General features: G+C 65.6%; 17 protein-coding genes. 7 read left to right on the forward strand and 10 right to left on the reverse strand.

Going from position 1 to position 19061, the window contains the following annotated elements; all coding sequences use genetic code 11:
- Positions 1–6 precede the first annotated feature (6 nt).
- Together AB0O58_RS16420 and AB0O58_RS16425 are read right to left on the reverse strand one after the other, a co-directional pair.
- Positions 7–1368 (reverse strand): MFS transporter, encoded by a 1362-nt coding sequence (locus AB0O58_RS16420; protein ID WP_032374578.1) that lies wholly within the window; start codon positions 1366–1368, stop codon positions 7–9.
- Positions 1369–1536: 168 nt separating this feature from the next.
- Positions 1537–2211: a TetR/AcrR family transcriptional regulator gene (locus AB0O58_RS16425; protein WP_032399916.1), complete on the reverse strand. Its 675-nt coding sequence runs from the start codon at positions 2209–2211 to the stop codon at positions 1537–1539.
- Positions 2212–2320: 109 nt separating this feature from the next.
- Between AB0O58_RS16425 and AB0O58_RS16430 the strand changes: the two genes are divergently transcribed.
- Positions 2321–3211 (forward strand): shikimate dehydrogenase, encoded by an 891-nt coding sequence (locus tag AB0O58_RS16430; RefSeq protein ID WP_032399917.1) that lies wholly within the window; start codon positions 2321–2323, stop codon positions 3209–3211.
- Positions 3208–5100 carry a sugar phosphate isomerase/epimerase and 4-hydroxyphenylpyruvate domain-containing protein gene (locus AB0O58_RS16435; RefSeq protein ID WP_032399918.1) on the forward strand — a complete coding sequence of 631 codons (1893 nt, stop codon included), beginning with the start codon at positions 3208–3210 and terminating at the stop codon, positions 5098–5100. Before AB0O58_RS16430 ends, AB0O58_RS16435 begins: the two co-directional genes overlap by 4 nt.
- Before the next feature lie 7 nt (positions 5101–5107).
- Here AB0O58_RS16435 and AB0O58_RS16440 read toward each other — a convergent pair whose 3' ends face one another.
- The 6 genes from AB0O58_RS16440 to pcaH are packed head-to-tail and all read right to left on the reverse strand — an operon-like array spanning position 5108 to position 11026.
- Positions 5108–6319: an acetyl-CoA C-acetyltransferase gene (locus AB0O58_RS16440; RefSeq protein WP_027497572.1), complete on the reverse strand. Its 1212-nt coding sequence runs from the start codon at positions 6317–6319 to the stop codon at positions 5108–5110.
- Complete coding sequence (locus AB0O58_RS16445; RefSeq protein WP_027497571.1) at positions 6312–7130, reverse strand: IclR family transcriptional regulator C-terminal domain-containing protein; 819 nt, start codon at positions 7128–7130, stop codon at positions 6312–6314. Before AB0O58_RS16445 ends, AB0O58_RS16440 begins: the two co-directional genes overlap by 8 nt.
- Positions 7127–8290 (reverse strand): 3-oxoadipate enol-lactonase, encoded by a 1164-nt coding sequence (gene pcaD, locus AB0O58_RS16450; protein ID WP_032399920.1) that lies wholly within the window; start codon positions 8288–8290, stop codon positions 7127–7129. The genes AB0O58_RS16445 and pcaD overlap by 4 nt, the downstream gene beginning before the upstream one ends.
- Complete coding sequence (gene pcaB, locus AB0O58_RS16455) at positions 8290–9636, reverse strand: 3-carboxy-cis,cis-muconate cycloisomerase (RefSeq protein ID WP_032399921.1); 1347 nt, start codon at positions 9634–9636, stop codon at positions 8290–8292. The genes pcaD and pcaB overlap by 1 nt, the downstream gene beginning before the upstream one ends.
- A gap of 42 nt (positions 9637–9678) precedes the next feature.
- On the reverse strand, positions 9679–10317 hold the full coding sequence (gene pcaG / locus AB0O58_RS16460) for a protocatechuate 3,4-dioxygenase subunit alpha (protein WP_032389268.1): 639 nt from the start codon (positions 10315–10317) through the stop codon (positions 9679–9681).
- The gene (gene pcaH / locus AB0O58_RS16465) at positions 10310–11026 is read right to left on the reverse strand and encodes a protocatechuate 3,4-dioxygenase subunit beta (RefSeq protein ID WP_032374444.1); all 717 of its coding nucleotides are present in this window, start codon (positions 11024–11026) and stop codon (positions 10310–10312) included. The genes pcaG and pcaH overlap by 8 nt, the downstream gene beginning before the upstream one ends.
- Before the next feature lie 109 nt (positions 11027–11135).
- Between pcaH and AB0O58_RS16470 the strand changes: the two genes are divergently transcribed.
- Both AB0O58_RS16470 and AB0O58_RS16475 read left to right on the forward strand, forming a co-directional pair.
- The gene (locus AB0O58_RS16470) at positions 11136–11885 is read left to right on the forward strand and encodes a CoA transferase subunit A (RefSeq protein ID WP_196249563.1); all 750 of its coding nucleotides are present in this window, start codon (positions 11136–11138) and stop codon (positions 11883–11885) included.
- Positions 11882–12565, forward strand: a complete 684-nt coding sequence (locus tag AB0O58_RS16475) for a CoA transferase subunit B (protein WP_045841272.1) — start codon at positions 11882–11884, stop codon at positions 12563–12565. The genes AB0O58_RS16470 and AB0O58_RS16475 overlap by 4 nt, the downstream gene beginning before the upstream one ends.
- On the opposite strand, the gene fdhD is transcribed toward AB0O58_RS16475, so the two are convergent.
- Both fdhD and malQ read right to left on the reverse strand, forming a co-directional pair.
- A complete protein-coding gene (gene fdhD / locus AB0O58_RS16480) occupies positions 12548–13387 on the reverse strand; it encodes a formate dehydrogenase accessory sulfurtransferase FdhD (RefSeq protein ID WP_032399923.1) in 840 nt (279 codons plus the stop codon). The genes AB0O58_RS16475 and fdhD overlap by 18 nt on opposite strands.
- 60 nt (positions 13388–13447) lie before the next feature.
- Entirely contained in the window at positions 13448–15607 is a 2160-nt protein-coding gene (gene malQ / locus AB0O58_RS16485) for a 4-alpha-glucanotransferase (protein WP_032374575.1), read from the reverse strand.
- 184 nt (positions 15608–15791) lie between these two features.
- On the opposite strand from malQ, the gene AB0O58_RS16490 reads away from it, so the two are divergent.
- From AB0O58_RS16490 to AB0O58_RS16500, 3 genes are read left to right on the forward strand one after another with little or no spacing between them, the layout of a single operon-like run.
- The gene (locus AB0O58_RS16490; RefSeq protein ID WP_027497563.1) at positions 15792–16223 is read left to right on the forward strand and encodes an anti-sigma factor; all 432 of its coding nucleotides are present in this window, start codon (positions 15792–15794) and stop codon (positions 16221–16223) included.
- Entirely contained in the window at positions 16223–17008 is a 786-nt protein-coding gene (locus AB0O58_RS16495; RefSeq protein ID WP_032368200.1) for a SigB/SigF/SigG family RNA polymerase sigma factor, read from the forward strand. Before AB0O58_RS16490 ends, AB0O58_RS16495 begins: the two co-directional genes overlap by 1 nt.
- A 49-nt stretch (positions 17009–17057) precedes the next feature.
- Positions 17058–19058, forward strand: a complete 2001-nt coding sequence (locus tag AB0O58_RS16500) for an alpha/beta fold hydrolase (RefSeq protein WP_032370219.1) — start codon at positions 17058–17060, stop codon at positions 19056–19058.
- Positions 19059–19061 lie beyond the last annotated feature (3 nt).

The following is a 19061-nucleotide window of genomic DNA, read 5'->3' on the forward strand; positions in this document are numbered from 1 at the left end:
CGCGGGTCAGTTCGACGTCGTACGAGCGACCGACTCGCGCCGAGTCGTTCGAGTGGATCGTCCGAGCTCGTCGGTGGGCGTGCGATAGGTCTCCTTGGACGTGGACACGATCGCAACGTTGACGGCGCAGAACACGGCGGTGACGATGGCGACCGGCAACCACGCACCGATCTCGGCCCCGGCGATGGCACCGGCAATGGTGGGCGCGAATCCTGCTATGGCGAAACCGATCTGGGTACCCAGCGCAGTTCCGGTCAGACGTACCCGAGCCGGGAACATCTCGCCGTAGAACGAGGGCCAGACACCGCCCGTCGCGCTGTGGACGAAACCGAACATGACGATGCCGAAGACGAAGATGAGCGCGTAGTTTCCGACCGAGATGGACCAGAGGTATCCGAACATGAGGATTGCGCAACCGATCGATCCGAACAGGAACACCGGCTTGCGACCGATGCGATCGGACAGCGACCCGAAGAACGGGAGTGCGAACAGCGCGACGACGTTGGCGAGTACGCCGACCCACAGCATCGGAGTTCGTTCCAAGCCGACTGTGTTGACTGCGTACGACAGCGCATAGACGGTGAATATCGTACTGACCGAGGCGATCACGGCGGCAAACATGACTCGAAGAACGGCGGGCCAGTGCTCGGACAGCAGTTCGGTCAGCGGGAGACGCTGCGGCTCGGCGGACGCCACCTCTTCCTCGAAGACGGGGGTCTCGTCGAGCGAGCGTCGGATCAGGAATGCGGCGACAACGACGAATGCGCTGAGGAAGAACGGGATTCGCCAGCCCCAGCTGAGCAACTGGTCCTCGGGGAGCATGGCGACCGGGAGAAAGACTGCGGTGGCAAGGATCTGACCGCCCTGGGTGCCGCTGAGGGTGAAGCTGGTGAAGAACGCCCGTCGGTGGTCGGGTGCGTGCTCGAGGGTCATGGAGTTGGCGCCCGCCTGCTCACCGCCCGCAGAGAAGCCCTGGGCCAGGCGCAGCACGACCAGGATTATCGGGGCCGCGAGGCCGATGGATTCGTACGAGGGAAGGACGCCGACTCCGAGAGTGGCGACTCCCATCAGCAGGACGGTGGCAACCATGACCTTCTTGCGGCCGTAACGGTCACCGATGTGACCGAGCACCAATGCGCCCAGTGGGCGGGCCAGGTAGCCGACCCCGAAAGTCGCCAGGGCCAACAACGTTCCGGTGGCGGGGTTGGAGCCGGGAAAGAACACGCGGCCGAAGACCAGCGCAGCGGCGGTGCCGTAGATGAAGAAGTCGTAGTACTCGAGGGCGCTGCCCACCCAGGCCGCGGTTGCGGCTTTACGCGGGTTGGCTCCGGGGCGCAGGGGCGGGTGACCGGACGTGAGGGGATCCATCGGTGTCGTCTCTTTTCGTGTGACGGGAAGCCGGGCGCACAGTTCGACATCCACGACCCGATCGGCCGCTAATGTACGAAATAGTTAACTCCGGGCGCTCTTAGATATTGAACGTGATCCATGCCACGTGTCAACCCCCGATGCGATGCGGGTCGCTCGATCTCGGTGTCAGGCGTCGGTGGAGGTGAGGAACGCGATGATCATGTCGCCGAGCATGGCCCGCAGTCGTGTGCGGTGCGCCGGGTCGGTGAGGTCGCGCCCGAACAGTGCCTCGAACGTGTATCGGTTGGACAGCCGGAACACGCAGAAGCTGCTGATCGCCATATGGATGTCCAACGCGTCGACATCGGTTCGAAAGAGCCCGTCGGCCTGCCCGCGCGCAAGAATGTCGGCCAACAGCTCGGCGGCCGGATTGCCGAGATTGTTCAGTGCCTCGGAAGTGCCGATATGTTCGCCGCGCAGAATGTTCTCGGTCGATACCAGCCGGATGAAGTCCGGGTTCTGCTCGTGATGGTCGAACGTGAGCGATGCGATGGCGCGGATCGCCTCGACCGGACCGAGTCCTTCGACGTCCACGGCTCGTTCGCGCTCGCGGATGCGGAGGTAGGACCGCTCCAGAACGGCCTTGTACAGGCCTTCCTTGTCGGTGAAGTAGTAGTACAGCATCCGCTTGGTCGTGTGTGTTCGCTCGGCGATCTCGTCGATGCGCGCGCCGGCGAAGCCCTTGTCCGCAAACTCCTCCGTGGCTACCTCGAGGATGTTGTGTCGGGTCAGATCGCTGTTGCGCCGACGTTTGACGGCCGGTCCGCTGTCGTCGGAGGTGTCGGTTGTACGCGGAGCCATGGGTCGACTCTATCGCCGCGAATTGCGGAGAAAGGGTGTGTGCGTGCCGTCACCGTAGTACCGTCGAGCTAACTCACCAATTAGTACATTAAAGCTCGAGGAGATCGACATGCCGGAATCCCTGCTCTGCGGGCTGATCGGGACGGGTATCGGCAAATCGCTCACGCCCGCGATGCACGAGCGAGAGGGTGCCGAGCACGGTCTGACCTACCTCTATCGGATCATCGATCTCGATCGGCGCGGGCTGACCGTGGACGACCTACCGCGGCTGGTGGCCACGGCAGCCGACCTCGGATTTCGCGGCCTCAACATCACCCACCCGTGCAAGCAACGGGTTCTTCACTGCCTCGACGATCTCTCGGAGGATGCCGCGCGTCTGGGTGCCGTCAACACCGTTGTGTTCTCCGACGGGCGCGCGATCGGTCACAACACCGACTGGTCCGGGTTCGACCGAAATTTCGGACGTGGCTTACCGGGAGCCGATCTGAGTGATGTGGTGCAACTCGGAGCCGGGGGAGCAGGTGCGGCCGTCGCGTACGCAATGGCACGCCGGGGAGCCGTCAAGCTGACACTCGTCGATGCCGATCGTTCTCGGGCGCAGCAACTTCGAGACTCGCTGGCCTCGCTGTTCCCCGAGTCCGAGATCTGCTCGACCGGCCTCGATCGGCTCGGCGACGTGCTGAGCACAGCGTCGGGGTTGGTGCACGCAACGCCGGTCGGAATGCTCGAGCACCCGGGATCTGCTGTGCCGCAGGAATTTCTGCGTCCGCAGATGTGGGTTTCGGAGGTCGTGTACAGGCCGGCCGAGACCGAATTGCTCATGCAGGCAGCGCGAGCGGGGTGCCGAACCCTGAGCGGCACCGGCATGGCCGTATTCCAGGCAGCGGACGCCTTCGAGATATTCACCGGCCGAATTGCGAACGCAGATCGGATGATCGCGCACATGGGCACCCTCATCGACAGCGAAGATCGCGTCGCTGCTGCCGGGGCCTCCGCATGACGGCCATTGCCACGTCGGTGTCCACTGTCTCGCTCAGTGGGTCTCTCGACGAGAAGATGCGCGCCATCGCCGAAGCCGGGTTCGACGGGTTCGAGGTGTTCGAGCCGGATCTGATCAGCTCACCGGACCTGCCTGCAGACATTGCGAAGAAGGCTGCAGACCTGGGACTGACCGTCGATCTCTACCAACCCTTCCGTGACGCCGACTCCGACGACCCGGACCAGTTCGCGCGCAACCTCGTTCGCGCCGAACGCAAATTCGACGTGATGGAACAGCTGGGATGCGACCTGCTGCTGGTCTGCTCGTCACCGTTGGCCGGCGCAGTGCGCGAGGACGACATGTTGATCGAACAGATGGCAACTCTCGCCGAGCGTGCACATCGCCGCGGACTGCGGCTGGCCTACGAAGCGCTCGCCTGGGGTAGCCACGTCGACACCTACCGTCATGCCTGGAACATCGTCCGGCAGGTCGACCACCCAGCGCTCGGGACCTGTCTCGACAGCTTTCACATCCTCTCCCGCGGCGACGACCCATCCGGCATCCGCGAGATACCCGGCGAGAAGATCTTTTTCTTGCAACTGGCCGACGCCCCGCACCTGGTGATGGACGTCCTGCAGTGGAGTCGCCATCACCGATGCTTCCCCGGTCAGGGGAACTTCGATCTGGCAACCTTCGGAGCCGACGTCGTGGCCTCGGGCTACACGGGCCCGTGGTCGCTCGAAATCTTCAACGACGTCTTCCGACATTCCGACACCGGCCGAACGGCGTCGGACGCGCACCGTTCGCTGCTCCACCTGCAGGAGCAGGTCCGCAGCGTCGACACCGTCGTGCCGAATCCCGATCTGTTCTCCCCGCCTCCGCCCGGCCCGATCGAGAACATCGTGTCCCTACGTATCGCCGCGGGCCCTGCCAAGGCCGCCCAGTTGGGCACCACCTTGCGTCACCTCGGCTTCGACCTCACCGCCGCGCACAGCGAACACGGACTGTCGCTGTTCACCCAGGGCCCACTCGCCGTCGCGGTCGACACGACCGTCGATACCCTGTGGACCGCACCGGGCGTCCCCGCCCACCTGCCCGCTCTGGCCCAGATCGGGGTCCGCAGCGAACGGCCCGATCTGTGGTTGACCAGAGCCCGCGCTCTGGGTGTCCCCGCCGCGACGGTCACCATGCCGGGCGTGGCCGACGCGAACGACGCGGTGGTGCGGCTTGCCGTCACCGGTGCAACCTCGCTCGACCTACGCACCCGAGACAGCGCCGGTGCCTGGCAGTCCGCATTCGACCTCGCTCCCAGAGTGCCTGTGCCGCAGGTGAAGCCCTTGGTCTCGCACGTGGACCACATCGCCCTCGCGGTCCCGGCGGAAAGCTGGGACGGCGTGATGCTGTTGCTCCGCTCGGTGTTCGGCATGGTGCCCCGGGACGGTCAGGACGTCGTGGACGCGATCGGACTGGTGCGAAGCCAGGCCCTCACCCTGACGACCACGAACGGCACCATTCGCCTGTCGCTCAACATGGTTCCCGGTCGCCCGTCCGATGCCGACCCCCTGCCCGCCGCCCGCCGCGGAGGCGTCGGACATGTGGCGTTCGGATGCGAGGACATCTACGCCGCGGCCGAGGCGATGACCGAACGCGGTCTCACGCCGTTGCGTATCTCGCCCAACTACTATCGCGACCTGAACGCACGGTTCGGTCTCGGTCCGGACACCCTCGACGCGATGCAGCGGCTCGGCATCCTGTACGACGCCGACTCCGCAGGCGGCGAGTTCTTCCACTTCTTCACCGGCACCGTGGGCGACGACCTCTTCTTCGAGGTGGTGCAGCGGGCAGGCGGGTACGAAGGCTACGGGGAGACCAACTCGGCTGTGCGCCTGGCTGCGCAACTACAGCAGTGAGTAGCGATCAGGACAGTCGCTCGAACACCGCGGCCAAGCCCTGTCCGCCGCCGATGCACATCGTCTCGAGTCCGTAGCGGACTTCTCGGCGGTCCATTTCACGAAGCAGGGTGGCAAGGATTCGGGCACCGGTGGCCCCGACCGGGTGGCCGAGCGAGATGCCGGAACCGTGAGGATTCAACCGCGGGTCGTCCGACTCGATACCCCAGGACCGAGTCACGGCCAGCGCCTGGGCGGCGAAGGCCTCGTTGAGTTCGATGACGCCCATGTCGTCGAGAGTGAGCCCGAGGCGTCCGAGCGCTTTCTCGCTTGCGGGCACCGGGCCGATTCCCATGGTGCGCGGAGCGACTCCGGCAACGCCCCAGCTCGCGAGTCGCGCCAGTGGTCGGAGTCCCAGCGCCGCAGCCTTTTCGGGGGTGGTGACGATGGCGATCGCGGCACCGTCGTTCTGCCCGCTGGCATTGCCCGCGGTGACCGTCGATTCGGGATCGATCGATGCACGGATTGCCTTCAGCTTCGCCAACGACTCCACGGTGGTGTCGGCCCGTGGATGCTCGTCGGTCGAGACCAGAACAGGTTCCGACTTACGCTGGGGGACAGCCACACCCACGATCTCCTCGGCGAACACGCCGCTGTTCTGCGCGGCGACCGCCCGCCGATGCGACTGCACGGCCAGCGCGTCCTGATCGGCGCGGCTGATGGAGAACTCCTGGCGAAGATTCTCGGCGGTCTCGATCATGCCGCCGGGCACCGGAAAGTTCTTGCCACCCGCCGTCACTCGGGCCCGCGCAAGTCGGTCGGAGAGGGCGACCGCCTCGGCCTTGACGCCCCACCGCATGCCGGTGGCGTAGAACTCGGTCTGGCTCATACTTTCGACGCCGCCTGCCAGAACCAGGTCGTTGCCGCCGGACTGCACCTGCATGCACGCCTGCAGTACTGCTTGTAGGCCGGAGCCGCAGCGTCGGTCGATCTGCATGCCGGGCACGTCGATGCCGAGATCGGCGTCGAGGGCGGCGATTCGACCGATGGCCGGTGCATCACCGTTCGGTGACGCCTGACCCAGGATCACGTCGTCGATGTCCGCTCCGGAGATGCCCGTTCGCGCAACGAGTTCGGTGATGACCGTGGCCGCGAGGGCCTGGGCGGAAATGTCGCGGAACTGGCCACCGAAACGGCCGACGGGGGTACGCAGGGGCTCGCAGATCACGGCTTCAGGCATGGGTGTTTCCTCGCTTGTCGTTGGCTCCGGTACTCACCCGGAGCAGATCGGTCTCGATGGCGCGGGTGGCGTCGAGCAAGGCCGGGAGTAGTTCGGCGCGCACGGCGTCCGCAGAATGACGTGCAGCTTGGGTCGAGACGTTGGCTGCGGCGACAACCACGCCGGCGCTGTCGCGGATGGGTGCGGCGATCGAACGCAGTCCCTCTTCGAGTTCTTGGTCCACCAGGCAGAAGCCGTCGACCCGCACTCGTTCGAGTTCCCGCGCGAGCGAGGCCGCGGTGGTGATCGTCTTGCCCGTCAACGGCGTCAACCGCACTCGCTCCAGGTACGCATCCAGCTCGTCCTCGGGAAGACCGGCCAACAGCACCCGGCCCATCGAGGTCGCGAACGCCGGAAATCTGGTGCCGATGTTGATGCCGACGGTCATGATGCGGCTCACCGGAACCCGGGCGACGTACACCACATCGTCACCGTCGAGTATCGACACCGAGGACGATTCACGCACTCGTTCGGCGAGCGCCTCGAGATGGGGACCCGAGACCTCGGGGAGCGAAAGACTCGACAAGTAGCTGTACCCCAATTCGAGTACTCGCGGGGTGAGCCAGAACATCGAGCCGTCGGTACGCACGTATCCGAGTTCGACGAGTGTGAGCAGAAACCGCCGGGCGGTCGCGCGAGTCAGGTCGGTCGCTCGGGCCACGTCCGCCAGCGTTCGACGCGGATGCTCGCCGTCGAAGGCTCTGATCACTGCCAAGCCGCGTCCGAGAGACTGGACGTAATCCGAGGACGGCGGTGTGTCCGCGGCACTCACGAGGTTTCGCTCTCGGTGATGGCGGCCTGAGCCAATGCGAAAGCGTTGTTGCTGTTCGGTACTCCCGCGTAGACGGCGGTGTGCAAGAACACCTCGGCGAGTTCGTCGGGTGCGATACCGGCACGCAACGCCGCTCGGATGTGCATGTCGAGTTCGTGGTGGTTACCCAGGGCCGTCAGAACGGCCAGAGTCAGCAGTCGGCGGGTGTGGTGGTCGAGTCCGGGACGAGCCCAGACGTCGCCCCATGCGGTTCGGGTGATGAAATCCTGGAACGGGGACGTGAATTCGGTTCTCGATGCGATGCTGCGGTCGACGTGGGCGTCACCGAGCACACTGCGCCGTACGGCCATTCCGGTGTCGTGCGCCGCGGACCGTCCGGCGGAGTACGCATTCGCTCCGACGTGAGCGGCAATGGCCGCCGTGACGCGGCCTGCCTGTTCGACATTGGCCAGATGTGCGGCCGGGTCGAGTGTCAGGAACGTCGATCCTGCAATGCCATCGGCGATGATGCGCAGATCGTCCGGAGTGGTCGACGGATCCTGTCGGCCCGCGATCACGAGGGTGGGAGCGGCGATCCTGGCAAGGTCCGCGCGAGAATCCCACTCGCACAACGCCTCACAGCATGCCGCGTAGCCCTCGTCGCAGGTCTCGGCAATCATGCGTCGACACCGTGCGACGAGATCGGTGTCGCGGGCGGCGAGTTCGGGCGTGAACCACCGTGCGAGTACAGCGTCCGCGAGTGCTGCTGTCCCCGAGGCGCGGACGGTCGCGGCACGGTCGATCCACTGCACGGCTTCACCGAACTTGGCGGACGTGCACAGCAGGGTCAGAGTGCGCACCCGCTCGGGGCGATGAATCGCAATCCATTGAGCGACGGCACCGCCGAGGGAGAGTCCGACCACGTGGACGCGTTCCAGAGCGAGTGAATCCAGCAGTGCAAGAACGTCACCGGCGAGATCGGCCACGGAATAGGGGCCGGGGGGTACCGGTGATCGACCGTGTCCCCGTAGATCGACCGTCAACACGTGGACGGAAGCCGACAGTGCGCCCACCTGCGGGTCCCACATCGATCGGTCCGAGCCGAGCGAGCCGATCAGCACGACGGTATCCGCATCGGGGTGCGGCCCCTCGGTGCGGTGGTGAGCCAGAGTGACTGTCATCAGATGTCCTTCGAGTCCGTGGGGCGTTCGGTGTCCGGTGCACACGCAGCGAGGATGTCGTCGACCAAGTCGGGTGCGTGACCCACATAGCCTGCTGGATCCAACATCTCGCGCACCGCCGCCGGCGTCAAGAAGGCGGTGATGGCGGGATCCGTGTCCAGTGGCGCACCTGCTGCGCATCGGTCGGTGACGATGTCGCGGGCGCGCTCGGTGTGCGGTGCCAGCGCCGCCGTGACCCGTTCGGCGAGAAGTGCACCACCCGTCGCTTCGAGGTTGCGCACCATGGCATCTGGATGCACATGCAGACCGGTCAGGCTCGTCGCTATACGATGCGCACCGCCGCCGGTGAGGCGTAGCAGATCGGTGACGGTCTCCCATTCGGCGTGCCACGGTCCAGCGGCGCGCTGCTGCTCGTGGTCCATGTTCGCCAGCACTGTCGCAACGGCTCCCGGCACCCGGCGGGCCGCAGCTCGCGCGGTGACGGCGGCGATCGGGTTGCGCTTGTGTGGCATTGCCGACGAACCTCCCGGTGCGTTCTCGGACACCTCGGCCAGTTCGGTGGCGGACATCGACACGATGTCCCCGGCGATCTTCGCAATGGAGCCCGCGGCAATACCCAACGCGCACGCCAGATCTGCGACGGTGACGCGGTCGGTGTGCCAGGGCGCAGTCTGTGGTGCCAGATCCAGTGCTTCCGCGAGCGCGGCGGCAATGGCCGGACCGTGCGGATGTACGGCGGCCATCGTTCCGGCGGCACCTCCGTATTGCACACAGCACGACCGCCGAACCGCAGCGAGACGGTGACTCGAACGATGCAGCGCCCCAGCCCAATTTGCGGCCACCAGCCCGAAAGTAGTGGGTAACGCCTGCTGGCCGAGAGTGCGCGCGACCATAGGAGTGGTCCGGTGCGCCAGCGCCAGGCCTCGCGCCGCGGTATGTGCATCACCGAGCGACGCCTCGACGACCGTGAGTGCGTCACGTGCGACGAGCATGGACGCGGTGTCCATGATGTCCTGGCTGGTCGCCCCGGGGTGCACTGCAGCAGCAGGAACTCCGCGCTCGGACACCGCGTTTCGCAGTACTTTCACCAGTGGTATCACCGGATTCCCACCGGCCGCTGCAGCCGCTCCGAGTGCTGTGATGTCCAGAGATTCACCCAGCTCTGCCGCGACCGCGGTGATGATGTCCGCATGCTTCGCGTCGACCACGCCGACAGAGGCAGCGGCCCGGGAGAGGGCTGCCTCGACATCGAACATCGCCCGAACCCAGCCTCGGTCGCCGACGATCGGTGCGATGATCTCGCTGCCGAATGTCGGATCGAACAGTGCCCCTCTATCGGAAGCCATGGTCCTCTTTCACCGCATCGTCGATCAGTTCGGGAGCGTGCATCACAGCGCGAAGAACGGGGTCTCGTCTCCGTCCGGATCGGTGTTCTGTAACACGATATCGAGGTGGTAGCCGCCGTCCACTGTGGTGGCGACGAGTCGGGCTCGCTTGTCGGCGGGCAAGGCGGACAGCACCGGATCGATTTCGTTGGCCTCGGCCTCGTCCGGGAAGTACATCCGCGTGACGACCCGCTCGAGCATTCCGCGGGCGAAGATTCCGACGTCGATGTGGGGTGCTTCGACGAGGTCGTTCTCGGCGGGCAACGGCCCCGGCTTGATGGTCGTGATCGTCATCGTTCCCCGTGCATCGGCAAATGCTCGACCGAAGCCGCGGAAACCTGCGACACGTGGTGCCACGGCACCCCGTGGATCGTCCGGATGGTCGAAGCGTCCGTCGGAGTCGGCCTGCCAGGTCTCGATCATCGCGTCGGACACCGGTTGACGAGCCCCGTCCACGAGGGTGAACGTCAGGATGATCGCCTCGGCGGTGCCGGGAGGTACCACGTCCTGTCCGTCCGGCCACAGCAGACCGATGTGGACGTACGGCCCGACCGTCTGAGAAGGCGTCTGACCGAACGGTGCGGTGGTGAAATCGGCACCGGTCACCACCGGGTACCGGGGAGCGAACTCGGGGTCAGTCATCGTGGTCGTCCTCCTCGAACGGGGTGGCGTTGCGTCCGCGCAGAACGATGTCGAACCTGAATCCGAGAGCCCAGTTTTGCTGTGTGGCTTCGTAATCGAAGGTACTGATCATGCGAGCGCGCGCGTCTTCGGGAGCTGCGTTGTAGATGGGATCCTGGAAGAACATGGGGTCGTCGGGGAAGTACATCTGCGTCACCAACCGCTGGGTGAAGGCGTGACCGAACAGCGAGAAGTGAATGTGGGCAGGCCGCCATGCGTTGTGGTGATTACCCCAGGGGTACGCGCCCGGCTTGATCGTGGTGAACCGGTATCGGCCGTCGGCATCGGTGAGTACTCGGCCCACGCCGTCGAAATGTGGGTCTAGAGGTGCAGGCCAGCGATCACCCGAGTGTCGGTACCGTCCGCCTGCGTTTGCCTGCCACACCTCGACGAGTGTGTTCGGGATCGCTTTGCCGTCGCTGTCGAGCACTCGTCCGTGAACGATGATGCGTTGACCCTGAGCTTCACCACCTCGCGCAAGTGTCAGGTCGGCGTCGGAAGCCGTGACCCGTCCCTCGCCCAGAACCGGACCGGTGATTTCGGTCAATCGTTGGGGGAGGAGCGTCAACGGCTGCGCCGGATGCCGCAGGGCAGTGGTCCGGTACTCGGCGAAGTCGCGTGGTGCATGGACACCCGTCTGGTCCCGGTACTCGGGCGGGAGATGAAGCATCGACAGCTCCTGACAATCGTGGTGATCAAGCGCACTCATCACCGTATACAGGTGTTCGCATGGTGGCAACCTGTTCACATCACGCACATTGTCGGGTACCGTCGCTGGCATGTTGGACAAAGTCGTGGCCAGTGCCACAGAAGCGGTAGCGGACATCCCCGACGGGTCGTCGATCGCAGTGGGCGGGTTCGGGCTGGTGGGAGTGCCGGAGATCCTGATCGCCGCTGTGCTCGAGCAAGGAGCAACGGACCTCGAGACCATCAGCAACAACTGTGGGACCGACGGCTTCGGTCTGGGAGTGCTACTGGCGCACCACCGTATTCGGCGCACGATCAGTTCGTACGTCGGATCGAACAAGGAATTCGCCCGGCAGTACCTCGGTGGTGAACTGGAGGTGGAGCTGACCCCGCAGGGCACCCTCGCCGAGCGGCTGCGAGCCGGCGGTGCCGGCATTCCGGCGTTCTTCACCCCCGCGGGCGTGGGGACGCAGGTGGCCGACGGCGGTTTGCCGCTGCGCTACGACGGCAGCGGCGGCATCGCCGTGGCGAGTCCGCCCAAGGAGACCCGGAACTTCGACGGGATCACCTACGTGATGGAGCGCGGCATCGTCGCCGACTACGCCCTGGTCCACGCCTGGAAGGGCGACAGGCACGGCAACCTGGTGTTCCACGCCAGCGCACGAAACTTCAATCCACCCGCCGCCGCATCGGGTCGGATCACCGTGGCGCAGGTCGAGCACCTGGTCGAGCCGGGGGAGATCGGTCCGGACGAGGTGCACACCCCGGGCATCCATGTGCAGCGGGTCGTGCACGTCGGCCCGGTCGAGGTCGGCATCGAGCAGAGGACGGTACGAGCATGAGCGAAAAGATGACCCGCGAACAGATGGCCGCTCGGGTGGCGCAGGAGCTCGGCGACGGGCAGTACGTCAACCTCGGAATCGGCATGCCGACCCTGGTGCCCAACTACATTCCGACCGACGTCTCGGTGATTCTGCATTCCGAGAACGGCGTGCTCGGCGTCGGCCCCTATCCCACCGAGGACGAACTCGATCCCGAGATCATCAACGCGGGCAAGGAAACCATCACGGTGCTTCCCGGCTCGTCCTACTTCGACTCGTCGCAGTCGTTCGGAATGATCCGCGGCGGTCAGGTCGACGTCGCCGTGCTGGGTGCGATGCAGGTCAGCGCCACCGGCGACCTCGCGAACTGGATGATCCCCGGGCACATGGTCAAGGGGATGGGTGGTGCCATGGATCTGGTGCACGGTGCCCGCCGCGTGATCGTCATGATGGAGCACGTCTCCCGGAAGGGCGAACCGAAGATTCTGCAGTCCTGCACTCTGCCGCTGACCGGAAAGGCCTGCGTGCACAGGATCATCTCGGACATGGCGGTTCTGGACGTCACCGACAACGGACTGCGCCTCGTCGAGACCGCGCCGGGAATCTCGGTGGACGACGTCAGGAACGCCACCGCAGCCGAGCTACTCGTCGATGTCGCTGGGGAGTGGAGCCTGCGGAACGACTCAGAAGATACCGTCTGACACAAGGACGCGGTCGGCGCGGGAATAGATGTTCATCGACCGGCCGCGGAGAAAGCCGATCACCGTCAGTCCTGATTCGGTCGCGAGATCGACCGCGAGAGACGACGGTGCGGACACCGCTGCAAGTATGGGGATCCCGGCCATCACCGCCTTCTGTGCCAGCTCGAACGAGGCGCGGCCACTGACCATCAATATCGTGCCGCGCAGCGGAACTCGATCGTGCTCGGTGGCCCAGCCGACGACCTTGTCCACCGCGTTGTGGCGTCCGACGTCCTCGCGGAGGACGAGCATGTCGCCGTCCGCAGTGAACAGTGCCGCAGCGTGCAAGCCGCCGGTGGTGTCGAAGACCTTCTGCGCTGCGCGCAGGGTGTCCGGTAGCCCGGCGAGGGTATCGGACGTCACCACGACGTCGTCGTCAGCAGGAGAATGCTTGGTGCGCAACCGGATTGCGTCGAGTGATCCCTTGCCGCAGACCCCGCACGACGAGGTCGTGTAGAAATTGCGTTCCACCCCGGTCTCGGGGGCTGCTACGCCCGGTGCCAGCGTGACGTCCAGGACGTTGTAGGTGTTCGCGCCCTCGTCGTCGACGCCGTCGCAGTACCGCGCCGCAGCGATATCGGCACGCGATGCAATGACGCCCTCGGTCAGCAGGAAACCGTGGGCCAGTTCGACGTCGTGGCCCGGCGTACGCATCGTGACGGCAAGGGCTCTGCCGTCGACGCGCAGTTCCATCGGTTCCTCCACCACCAAGGTGTCGGGACGGTCGACTCGGTGTTCGCCGCGTATTCGGACGACGGGTCTGCGAGCGGTGATCCGGCCCATCAGTGCCGACTCGATACGCGGCGACGTCGAAAGCTCATACCTCGATTGTGGACCCTCGTGTCATCGGTCCGACGACTCGGTTGCCATTGCCCGCACGAGCGACACCAATCGCGGGTGTTCGGCGAGGTCGTCGACCAGCACTGCCGAGCCGTCGGAGTCGGCGAGCGGGACCTTCCAGTTGCCGTACTGGGTCTCGTCCGTACCCGGTTGGTTCTGAATGCGATGTTCACCGACCGCGTCGACGAGAGCGACGCCGATCAGCAGCGACGGGCTGCGCTGGACCAGCCGGTGCAGGGCCTCGACGGTCTCGTGGTTGTCGGCATCGGCAGCGAGTAAACCACGGGTGCGGGCCAGGTCCAGGACCGCCTCTCGCGCACGGGAATCCACTTCCTTTTCCGCATCGATGTCGCGCTCGAGCAGGCCGAGTCGGGACCGCAGTTCGATGTGCTCGCCTTCGAGGTATCCAGCGGTGGGAGGCAGGTCGTGCGTCGTCACCGACGTCAGGCACAGAGTCCGGTAGTCCTCGGGCGGGATGGGTCCGGAATCATCGGCCTCGAACCAGAGGATGGAGGTGCCGAAGATTCCGCGCTCGGTGAGGTATTCCTGCACCATCGGCTCGAACACCCCGAGGTCCTCGCCGACCACTACCGCACCCGCGCGCTCGGCTTCGAGGGCGAGGATGCCGATCAGCGCCTCGTGGTCGTATTCGACATACGTTCCGCCGCCGGCGTTCTCGGCCTCCTGCGGAATCCACCACAACCGGAACAGGCCCAGGATGTGGTCGACGCGGATGCCCCCGGCGTGACGCAGAATCGTGCGCAGCATGTCTCGGTACGGGACGTAGGCCATCTCGCGCAGTCGATCCGGATCCCATGGCGGCTGATTCCAGTTCTGGCCCTGTTGGTTGAAGTTGTCCGGCGGCGCTCCCACGGTGACTCCGGACACCAGCACGTCGCCGAGCGTCCACGCATCGGCCCCGCCGCGGGCGACTCCCACCGCGAGGTCGTGCATGACGCCGATCTCCATCCCGGCGTCGAGCGCGGCCCGCTGGGCAGCGGCCAGTTGCTCGTCGCAGATCCACTGCAGCCACATGTGAAAGTCGATGCGCCCGGCCAGCTTTGCGCGTTGTTCGAGGACGAAGTCGGTGCGGGGGTGCGCTGCGCGATCGGTCCATGCGGGATCGTTCGGGCCGAACTTCTCCGCCAGCGCGCTCCACACCGCAAAATCCCGGAGCCCGGTGCCCTCGCGTTCGACGAACGCCCGGAACGCGGACTCGCGGGCCGGACTGCGCTCGACCTTGTGGACGCGTTCGAGGGCGCGGAGCTTGGCCTTGAACGTCGCGTCCCGGTTCAGCTTCTTGGTGCGAACGTTCGCCTTGTCGAATCGAGCCGCGGCATCCTGGATCTTGCCGAACTGCTTGGGCGAGAGCAGCGCCGTCTCCCGAATGTTCTCGACACGGATGTACAGCGGATTGAAGAAGCGTCGCGTGGTCGGTAGATACGGAGAGGCCTCCACGGGCGTCGTCGGCCGGTCGGCGTGCAGCGGATTGACCAGCAGATAGTCGAATCCATGCACGCGGCCGGCGATGTCGACCATGTCCTCCAGGTCGGCGAGATCACCGATGCCCCACGAACGCGTCGAGCGCACCGAGTACAGCTGTGCCAGCAGACCGGTACGTTGCCTGTCGGCAAGTTCGGCATTGGGCGACAACGACTTCGGTGTGACCACGACGACCGTGTCCGAGGTTCGGACGGTGTTGTCCTCACCGATCGTCGTCGCTGTGAGGCTGTGCCATCCCAGCGGGGCATCGCCGGGCACCACGAACGTGGCACGTCCGATCAGCCGTCCGTCCACCTCGCGCGGATCGACCCAGACGTCGGCCTGCGGTACCTCGATGGCGTCGCCGTCCTCGGACACCATCGACACTTCCACCGGATTGCCGTGTGGCACATGCACCCACACCGTCGCCTCGGTGCCCTGGGTCGTGACGACCACAGGAGGAAGCAGGCGACGCCACGGTGCGTTCTCGATGTCCTCCAGTGCCCGATCGACATCCTCGGTGGTCTCGGTCGCGTAACCGCGTGCAGCCAATACCTGCCGCAGGGTCGCGTCGCTCACGTCGTGCTCGGTGTCGTCCCAGCCTCGGTACGACGTCGACGTACCGAGCCGCTGGGCGAGAGTTCGTAGGGCCTGCGAGTAATCCTCATCCGAATGTGCCACGGTGTCGATCGTGCCAGTTCGACGGGCGCACGTCACCCGCACCGGTCGGCCGTTCACCGCAGGTTCGTTCCGCGGTGTGTTCGGGGGGCGACACCCGTGTACTGCGAGGGTTGAAAGCTTCCCCGCTGGGTAGTCTTGCTCGGCACACGAGAAACGAACTGCTTGGCGACGATGGGAAGTGCGGATGGCTGGGGTCAGCAAGATCGAAGAACTGGAGCGAGATTCCGGTGCACCGGTCGAGCTGAGGGTGCGCGCCGAAGCCGACCAATTGCCGGTGGTGCGGGCCGTCGCGGAGACTCTCGTGGTGCTCAGTGACTTCACTCTCGACGACATCGCCGACGTGAAACTCGTCGTAGACGAGGTGTGCTCCCAGCTCATCAAAGGTTCGGTCGCCGACGCGGAACTCTCGTGCAGGTTCTCCGTCAACGATGCCGGGATCCGAATCGTCGTGACGTCCACGCTGACTCCGACGTCGGTCCCGAAGCAGGACAGCTTCGGTTGGCACGTATTGCAAACTCTCGCAGACTCCATCGAACTCCGCGCCGACGACGCGATCGACGACGTTGCCGGCCGCACCGTCGCGATCGACGTGGTCAAGCGGAGGAGCAAGGTCTAGTGCCGGTGCCGCAGGAACGAAGCACACGGCGAGAGTCCGACGATTACAGCGACGTGGTCGCGCTGATCCAGCAGATGCAGGCGCTGGACGAGAATTCACCGCAGCGTTCCGTGCTGCGTGACCGCATCATCACGCGCTGCCTTCCCCTTGCCGAACACATCGCGCGCCGATTCGGTGGGCGCGGTGAAGCGCACGAGGACCTCTTGCAGGTGTCCAGGCTGGGTCTGGTCAATGCAGTCGACCGGTTCGACATCGAGCGTGGGTCGGATTTCGTCTCGTTCGCCGTCCCCACCATCATGGGCGAAGCACGTCGCTACTTCCGCGACGCCGGCTGGTCGGTACGGGTACCGCGACGCATGAAAGAGCTGAACTCGATGATCTCGCAGGCGGTGGGATCGTTGTCGCAGAAGCTCGGTCGCGCCCCGACCGCGAGCGAAATCGCCGCCGAACTCGGGATCGACGTCAAGGAAGCATCGCAGGCACTGCTTGCCCGCAGCGCGTATCAGACCGTGTCGGTCGATTCGGTGGTGAGCGAGGATCGCCTCCCGCTGATGGACACGCTCGGTGCCGACGACCCGGAACTCGAGAAGATGGAAAGCTACCTCGCTGTGCGGCCCGCACTGGAGAAGCTGCCCGAGCGCGAGCGTCGCATCGTGGTGCTCCGGTTCTTCGGGTCGATGACTCAGACGCAGATCGCCGAAAAGGTCGGAATTTCGCAGATGCACGTGTCGCGCATTCTGGCGCGCACGCTCGCTCAGTTGCGTGAGGATCTCGGCGAGGACTGAACCGGACACAGCCGACGCGGAACGATCTGTTGCCACTACTGTCGTTCGCATGAGTGTCTACGACAACATCGACGAGTACATCGCGGCCCGACGTGTCACGGGGTTGGCGGTGGATCGCAGTGGTTCTCGTGCGGTCGTTGTCGTTGCTGCTCTGAGTGATTCGCGCACCGAGTACCGAACGTCGCTGTGGGAGATCGACGTGGACGGACGGTCTCCGGCGCGGCGAATCACCCACGGCGAGCTGGGAGAGAGCGCGCCGGTGTTCACCGCGTCCGGGAATCTGATGTTCTCGCGCCGCTCCAGCGAGGATGATCCGGCACAGTTGTGGATACTGCCCGCCGCCGGCGGGGAGGCCCACGTGGTCGAGACCCGGTCGGCGGGAATCGGTGACGTGCGAGCGGCTCGGTCCGTCGATCGGTTCGCCGGCTTCTCGCCGGTGTTCGGCTCGTCCACGACAGACGAGGACGACGACGGCCTGCGTACCGAGCGCAAGACGAACAAGGTGGATGCAATTCTGCACACCGGTGTGCCGGTGCGTTTCTGGGATCACGATCTCGGTCCCGCAACCCCGCATCTGTTCGCAGGCGAGACGGAAACCGACCTCGAGTCGGCACCACTGCGTGATCTGACGCGTGACGCGGCAGGCGCTCTGCAGGAAGCGGCCTTCGACATCAGCGCCGACGGCACTTTCGTCGTCTCCACGTGGTCGGTGCCCGGCCCGCTGGCAACCGTCCGCACGATACTGGTGCGCATCGACACCGGGACCGGAGAACGGACCACGATCGTCGACGACGCGGATGCCGATCTGGGTGCACCGGCCATCTCGCCCGACGGCCGTGCCGTCGCGTTCGTCCGTGAATCGATCTCGACTCCCGAACAAGCGCCACGAATGACGTTGCAGCAGTACGAGTTCGGTACGGACTCCGTCACCGATCTCGCTCCGGGCTGGGATCGATGGCCGATCGGTCCGGTCTGGCTGCCGGACGGGTCCGGCGTGTTGGTCACCGCGGACGACGACGGCCGGTCGCCGATCTTCGTGATCGAGGCGGGTGCGGAGCCGCGTCGTCTGACGCATACCGACGACGCGTACACCCACATCCATGTGTCGTCGGACGGAAAGCGCGTAGTCGCTGTGGCCGCCTCGTATCTGGCCGCCCCGCACCCGGTCTCGATCGACCTGTCCGACGGCACCGTGGTCGACCTCGACGCCGGAATCGACAACGGCCCGCTGCCCGGCACGTTGACCGAGATCGAGACCGCCGTCGAGGACGGCAGTCGAGTCCGAGGATGGCTGGCGTTGCCGCACGGTGTGTCGGACGATTCGCCCGCGCCGCTGCTGCTGTGGGTGCACGGCGGCCCACTGGGTTCGTGGAACACGTGGTCCTGGCGGTGGAATCCATGGCTGATGGTGGCGCGAGGGTACGCGGTGCTGCTCCCGGATCCGGCGTTGTCCACGGGCTACGGCCAGAATTTCGTGCAGCGTGGTTGGGGCGCGTGGGGCAGTGCCCCGTTCACCGATCTGATGGCGTTGACCGATGTGGCGGTTGCCCGAACCGATATCGACGACACGCGCACCGCCGCAATGGGTGGCTCGTTCGGCGGGTACATGGCCAACTGGATCGCCGGGCACACCGACCGATTCGACGCCATCGTCACCCACGCCAGTCTGTGGGCACTCGATCAGTTCGGACCGACGACCGACGCACCGTGGTACTGGGCGCGGGAGATGTCCCCCGAGATGGCGGTGGAGAACTCTCCGCACCTGTTCGTCGCGGACATCTCGACGCCGATGCTGGTCATCCACGGTGACAAGGACTATCGCGTGCCGATCGGCGAGGGCCTACGGTTGTGGTACGAACTGCTCAGCGAATCGGGACTGCCCGCCGACGACGACGGTCAGACCGAGCACCGATTCCTGTACTTCCCCGGCGAGAACCACTGGATTCTGACGCCTCAACACGCCAAGGTCTGGTACGAGGTGGTACTGGCATTTCTGGCGGGGCATGTCCTGGGCGAGAGCGCGTCGATGCCGCGAATACTGGGCCACTAGAAT

Origin of the sequence: Rhodococcus sp. NPDC080181, from assembly GCF_040702225.1 — a bacterium.
GTDB classification, from domain to species: Bacteria; Actinomycetota; Actinomycetes; order Mycobacteriales; family Mycobacteriaceae; genus Rhodococcoides; species Rhodococcoides fascians.

What these genes read in the sequence shown, in the direction of transcription:
- pcaD (WP_032399920.1), bottom strand. Translation starts at nt 8,290, where the DNA reads ATGACAGTCACTCTGGCTCACCACCGCACCGAGGGGCCGCACCCCGAT.
- AB0O58_RS16430 (WP_032399917.1), top strand. Translation starts at nt 2,321, where the DNA reads ATGCCGGAATCCCTGCTCTGCGGGCTGATCGGGACGGGTATCGGCAAA.
- AB0O58_RS16425 (WP_032399916.1), bottom strand. Translation starts at nt 2,211, where the DNA reads ATGGCTCCGCGTACAACCGACACCTCCGACGACAGCGGACCGGCCGTC.
- pcaB (WP_032399921.1), bottom strand. Translation starts at nt 9,636, where the DNA reads ATGGCTTCCGATAGAGGGGCACTGTTCGATCCGACATTCGGCAGCGAG.
- AB0O58_RS16490 (WP_027497563.1), top strand. Translation starts at nt 15,792, where the DNA reads ATGGCTGGGGTCAGCAAGATCGAAGAACTGGAGCGAGATTCCGGTGCA.
- fdhD (WP_032399923.1), bottom strand. Translation starts at nt 13,387, where the DNA reads ATGGGCCGGATCACCGCTCGCAGACCCGTCGTCCGAATACGCGGCGAA.
- AB0O58_RS16470 (WP_196249563.1), top strand. Translation starts at nt 11,136, where the DNA reads ATGTTGGACAAAGTCGTGGCCAGTGCCACAGAAGCGGTAGCGGACATC.
- AB0O58_RS16475 (WP_045841272.1), top strand. Translation starts at nt 11,882, where the DNA reads ATGAGCGAAAAGATGACCCGCGAACAGATGGCCGCTCGGGTGGCGCAG.
- AB0O58_RS16420 (WP_032374578.1), bottom strand. Translation starts at nt 1,368, where the DNA reads ATGGATCCCCTCACGTCCGGTCACCCGCCCCTGCGCCCCGGAGCCAAC.
- pcaG (WP_032389268.1), bottom strand. Translation starts at nt 10,317, where the DNA reads ATGACTGACCCCGAGTTCGCTCCCCGGTACCCGGTGGTGACCGGTGCC.
- AB0O58_RS16435 (WP_032399918.1), top strand. Translation starts at nt 3,208, where the DNA reads ATGACGGCCATTGCCACGTCGGTGTCCACTGTCTCGCTCAGTGGGTCT.
- AB0O58_RS16440 (WP_027497572.1), bottom strand. Translation starts at nt 6,319, where the DNA reads ATGCCTGAAGCCGTGATCTGCGAGCCCCTGCGTACCCCCGTCGGCCGT.
- AB0O58_RS16500 (WP_032370219.1), top strand. Translation starts at nt 17,058, where the DNA reads ATGAGTGTCTACGACAACATCGACGAGTACATCGCGGCCCGACGTGTC.
- pcaH (WP_032374444.1), bottom strand. Translation starts at nt 11,026, where the DNA reads ATGCTTCATCTCCCGCCCGAGTACCGGGACCAGACGGGTGTCCATGCA.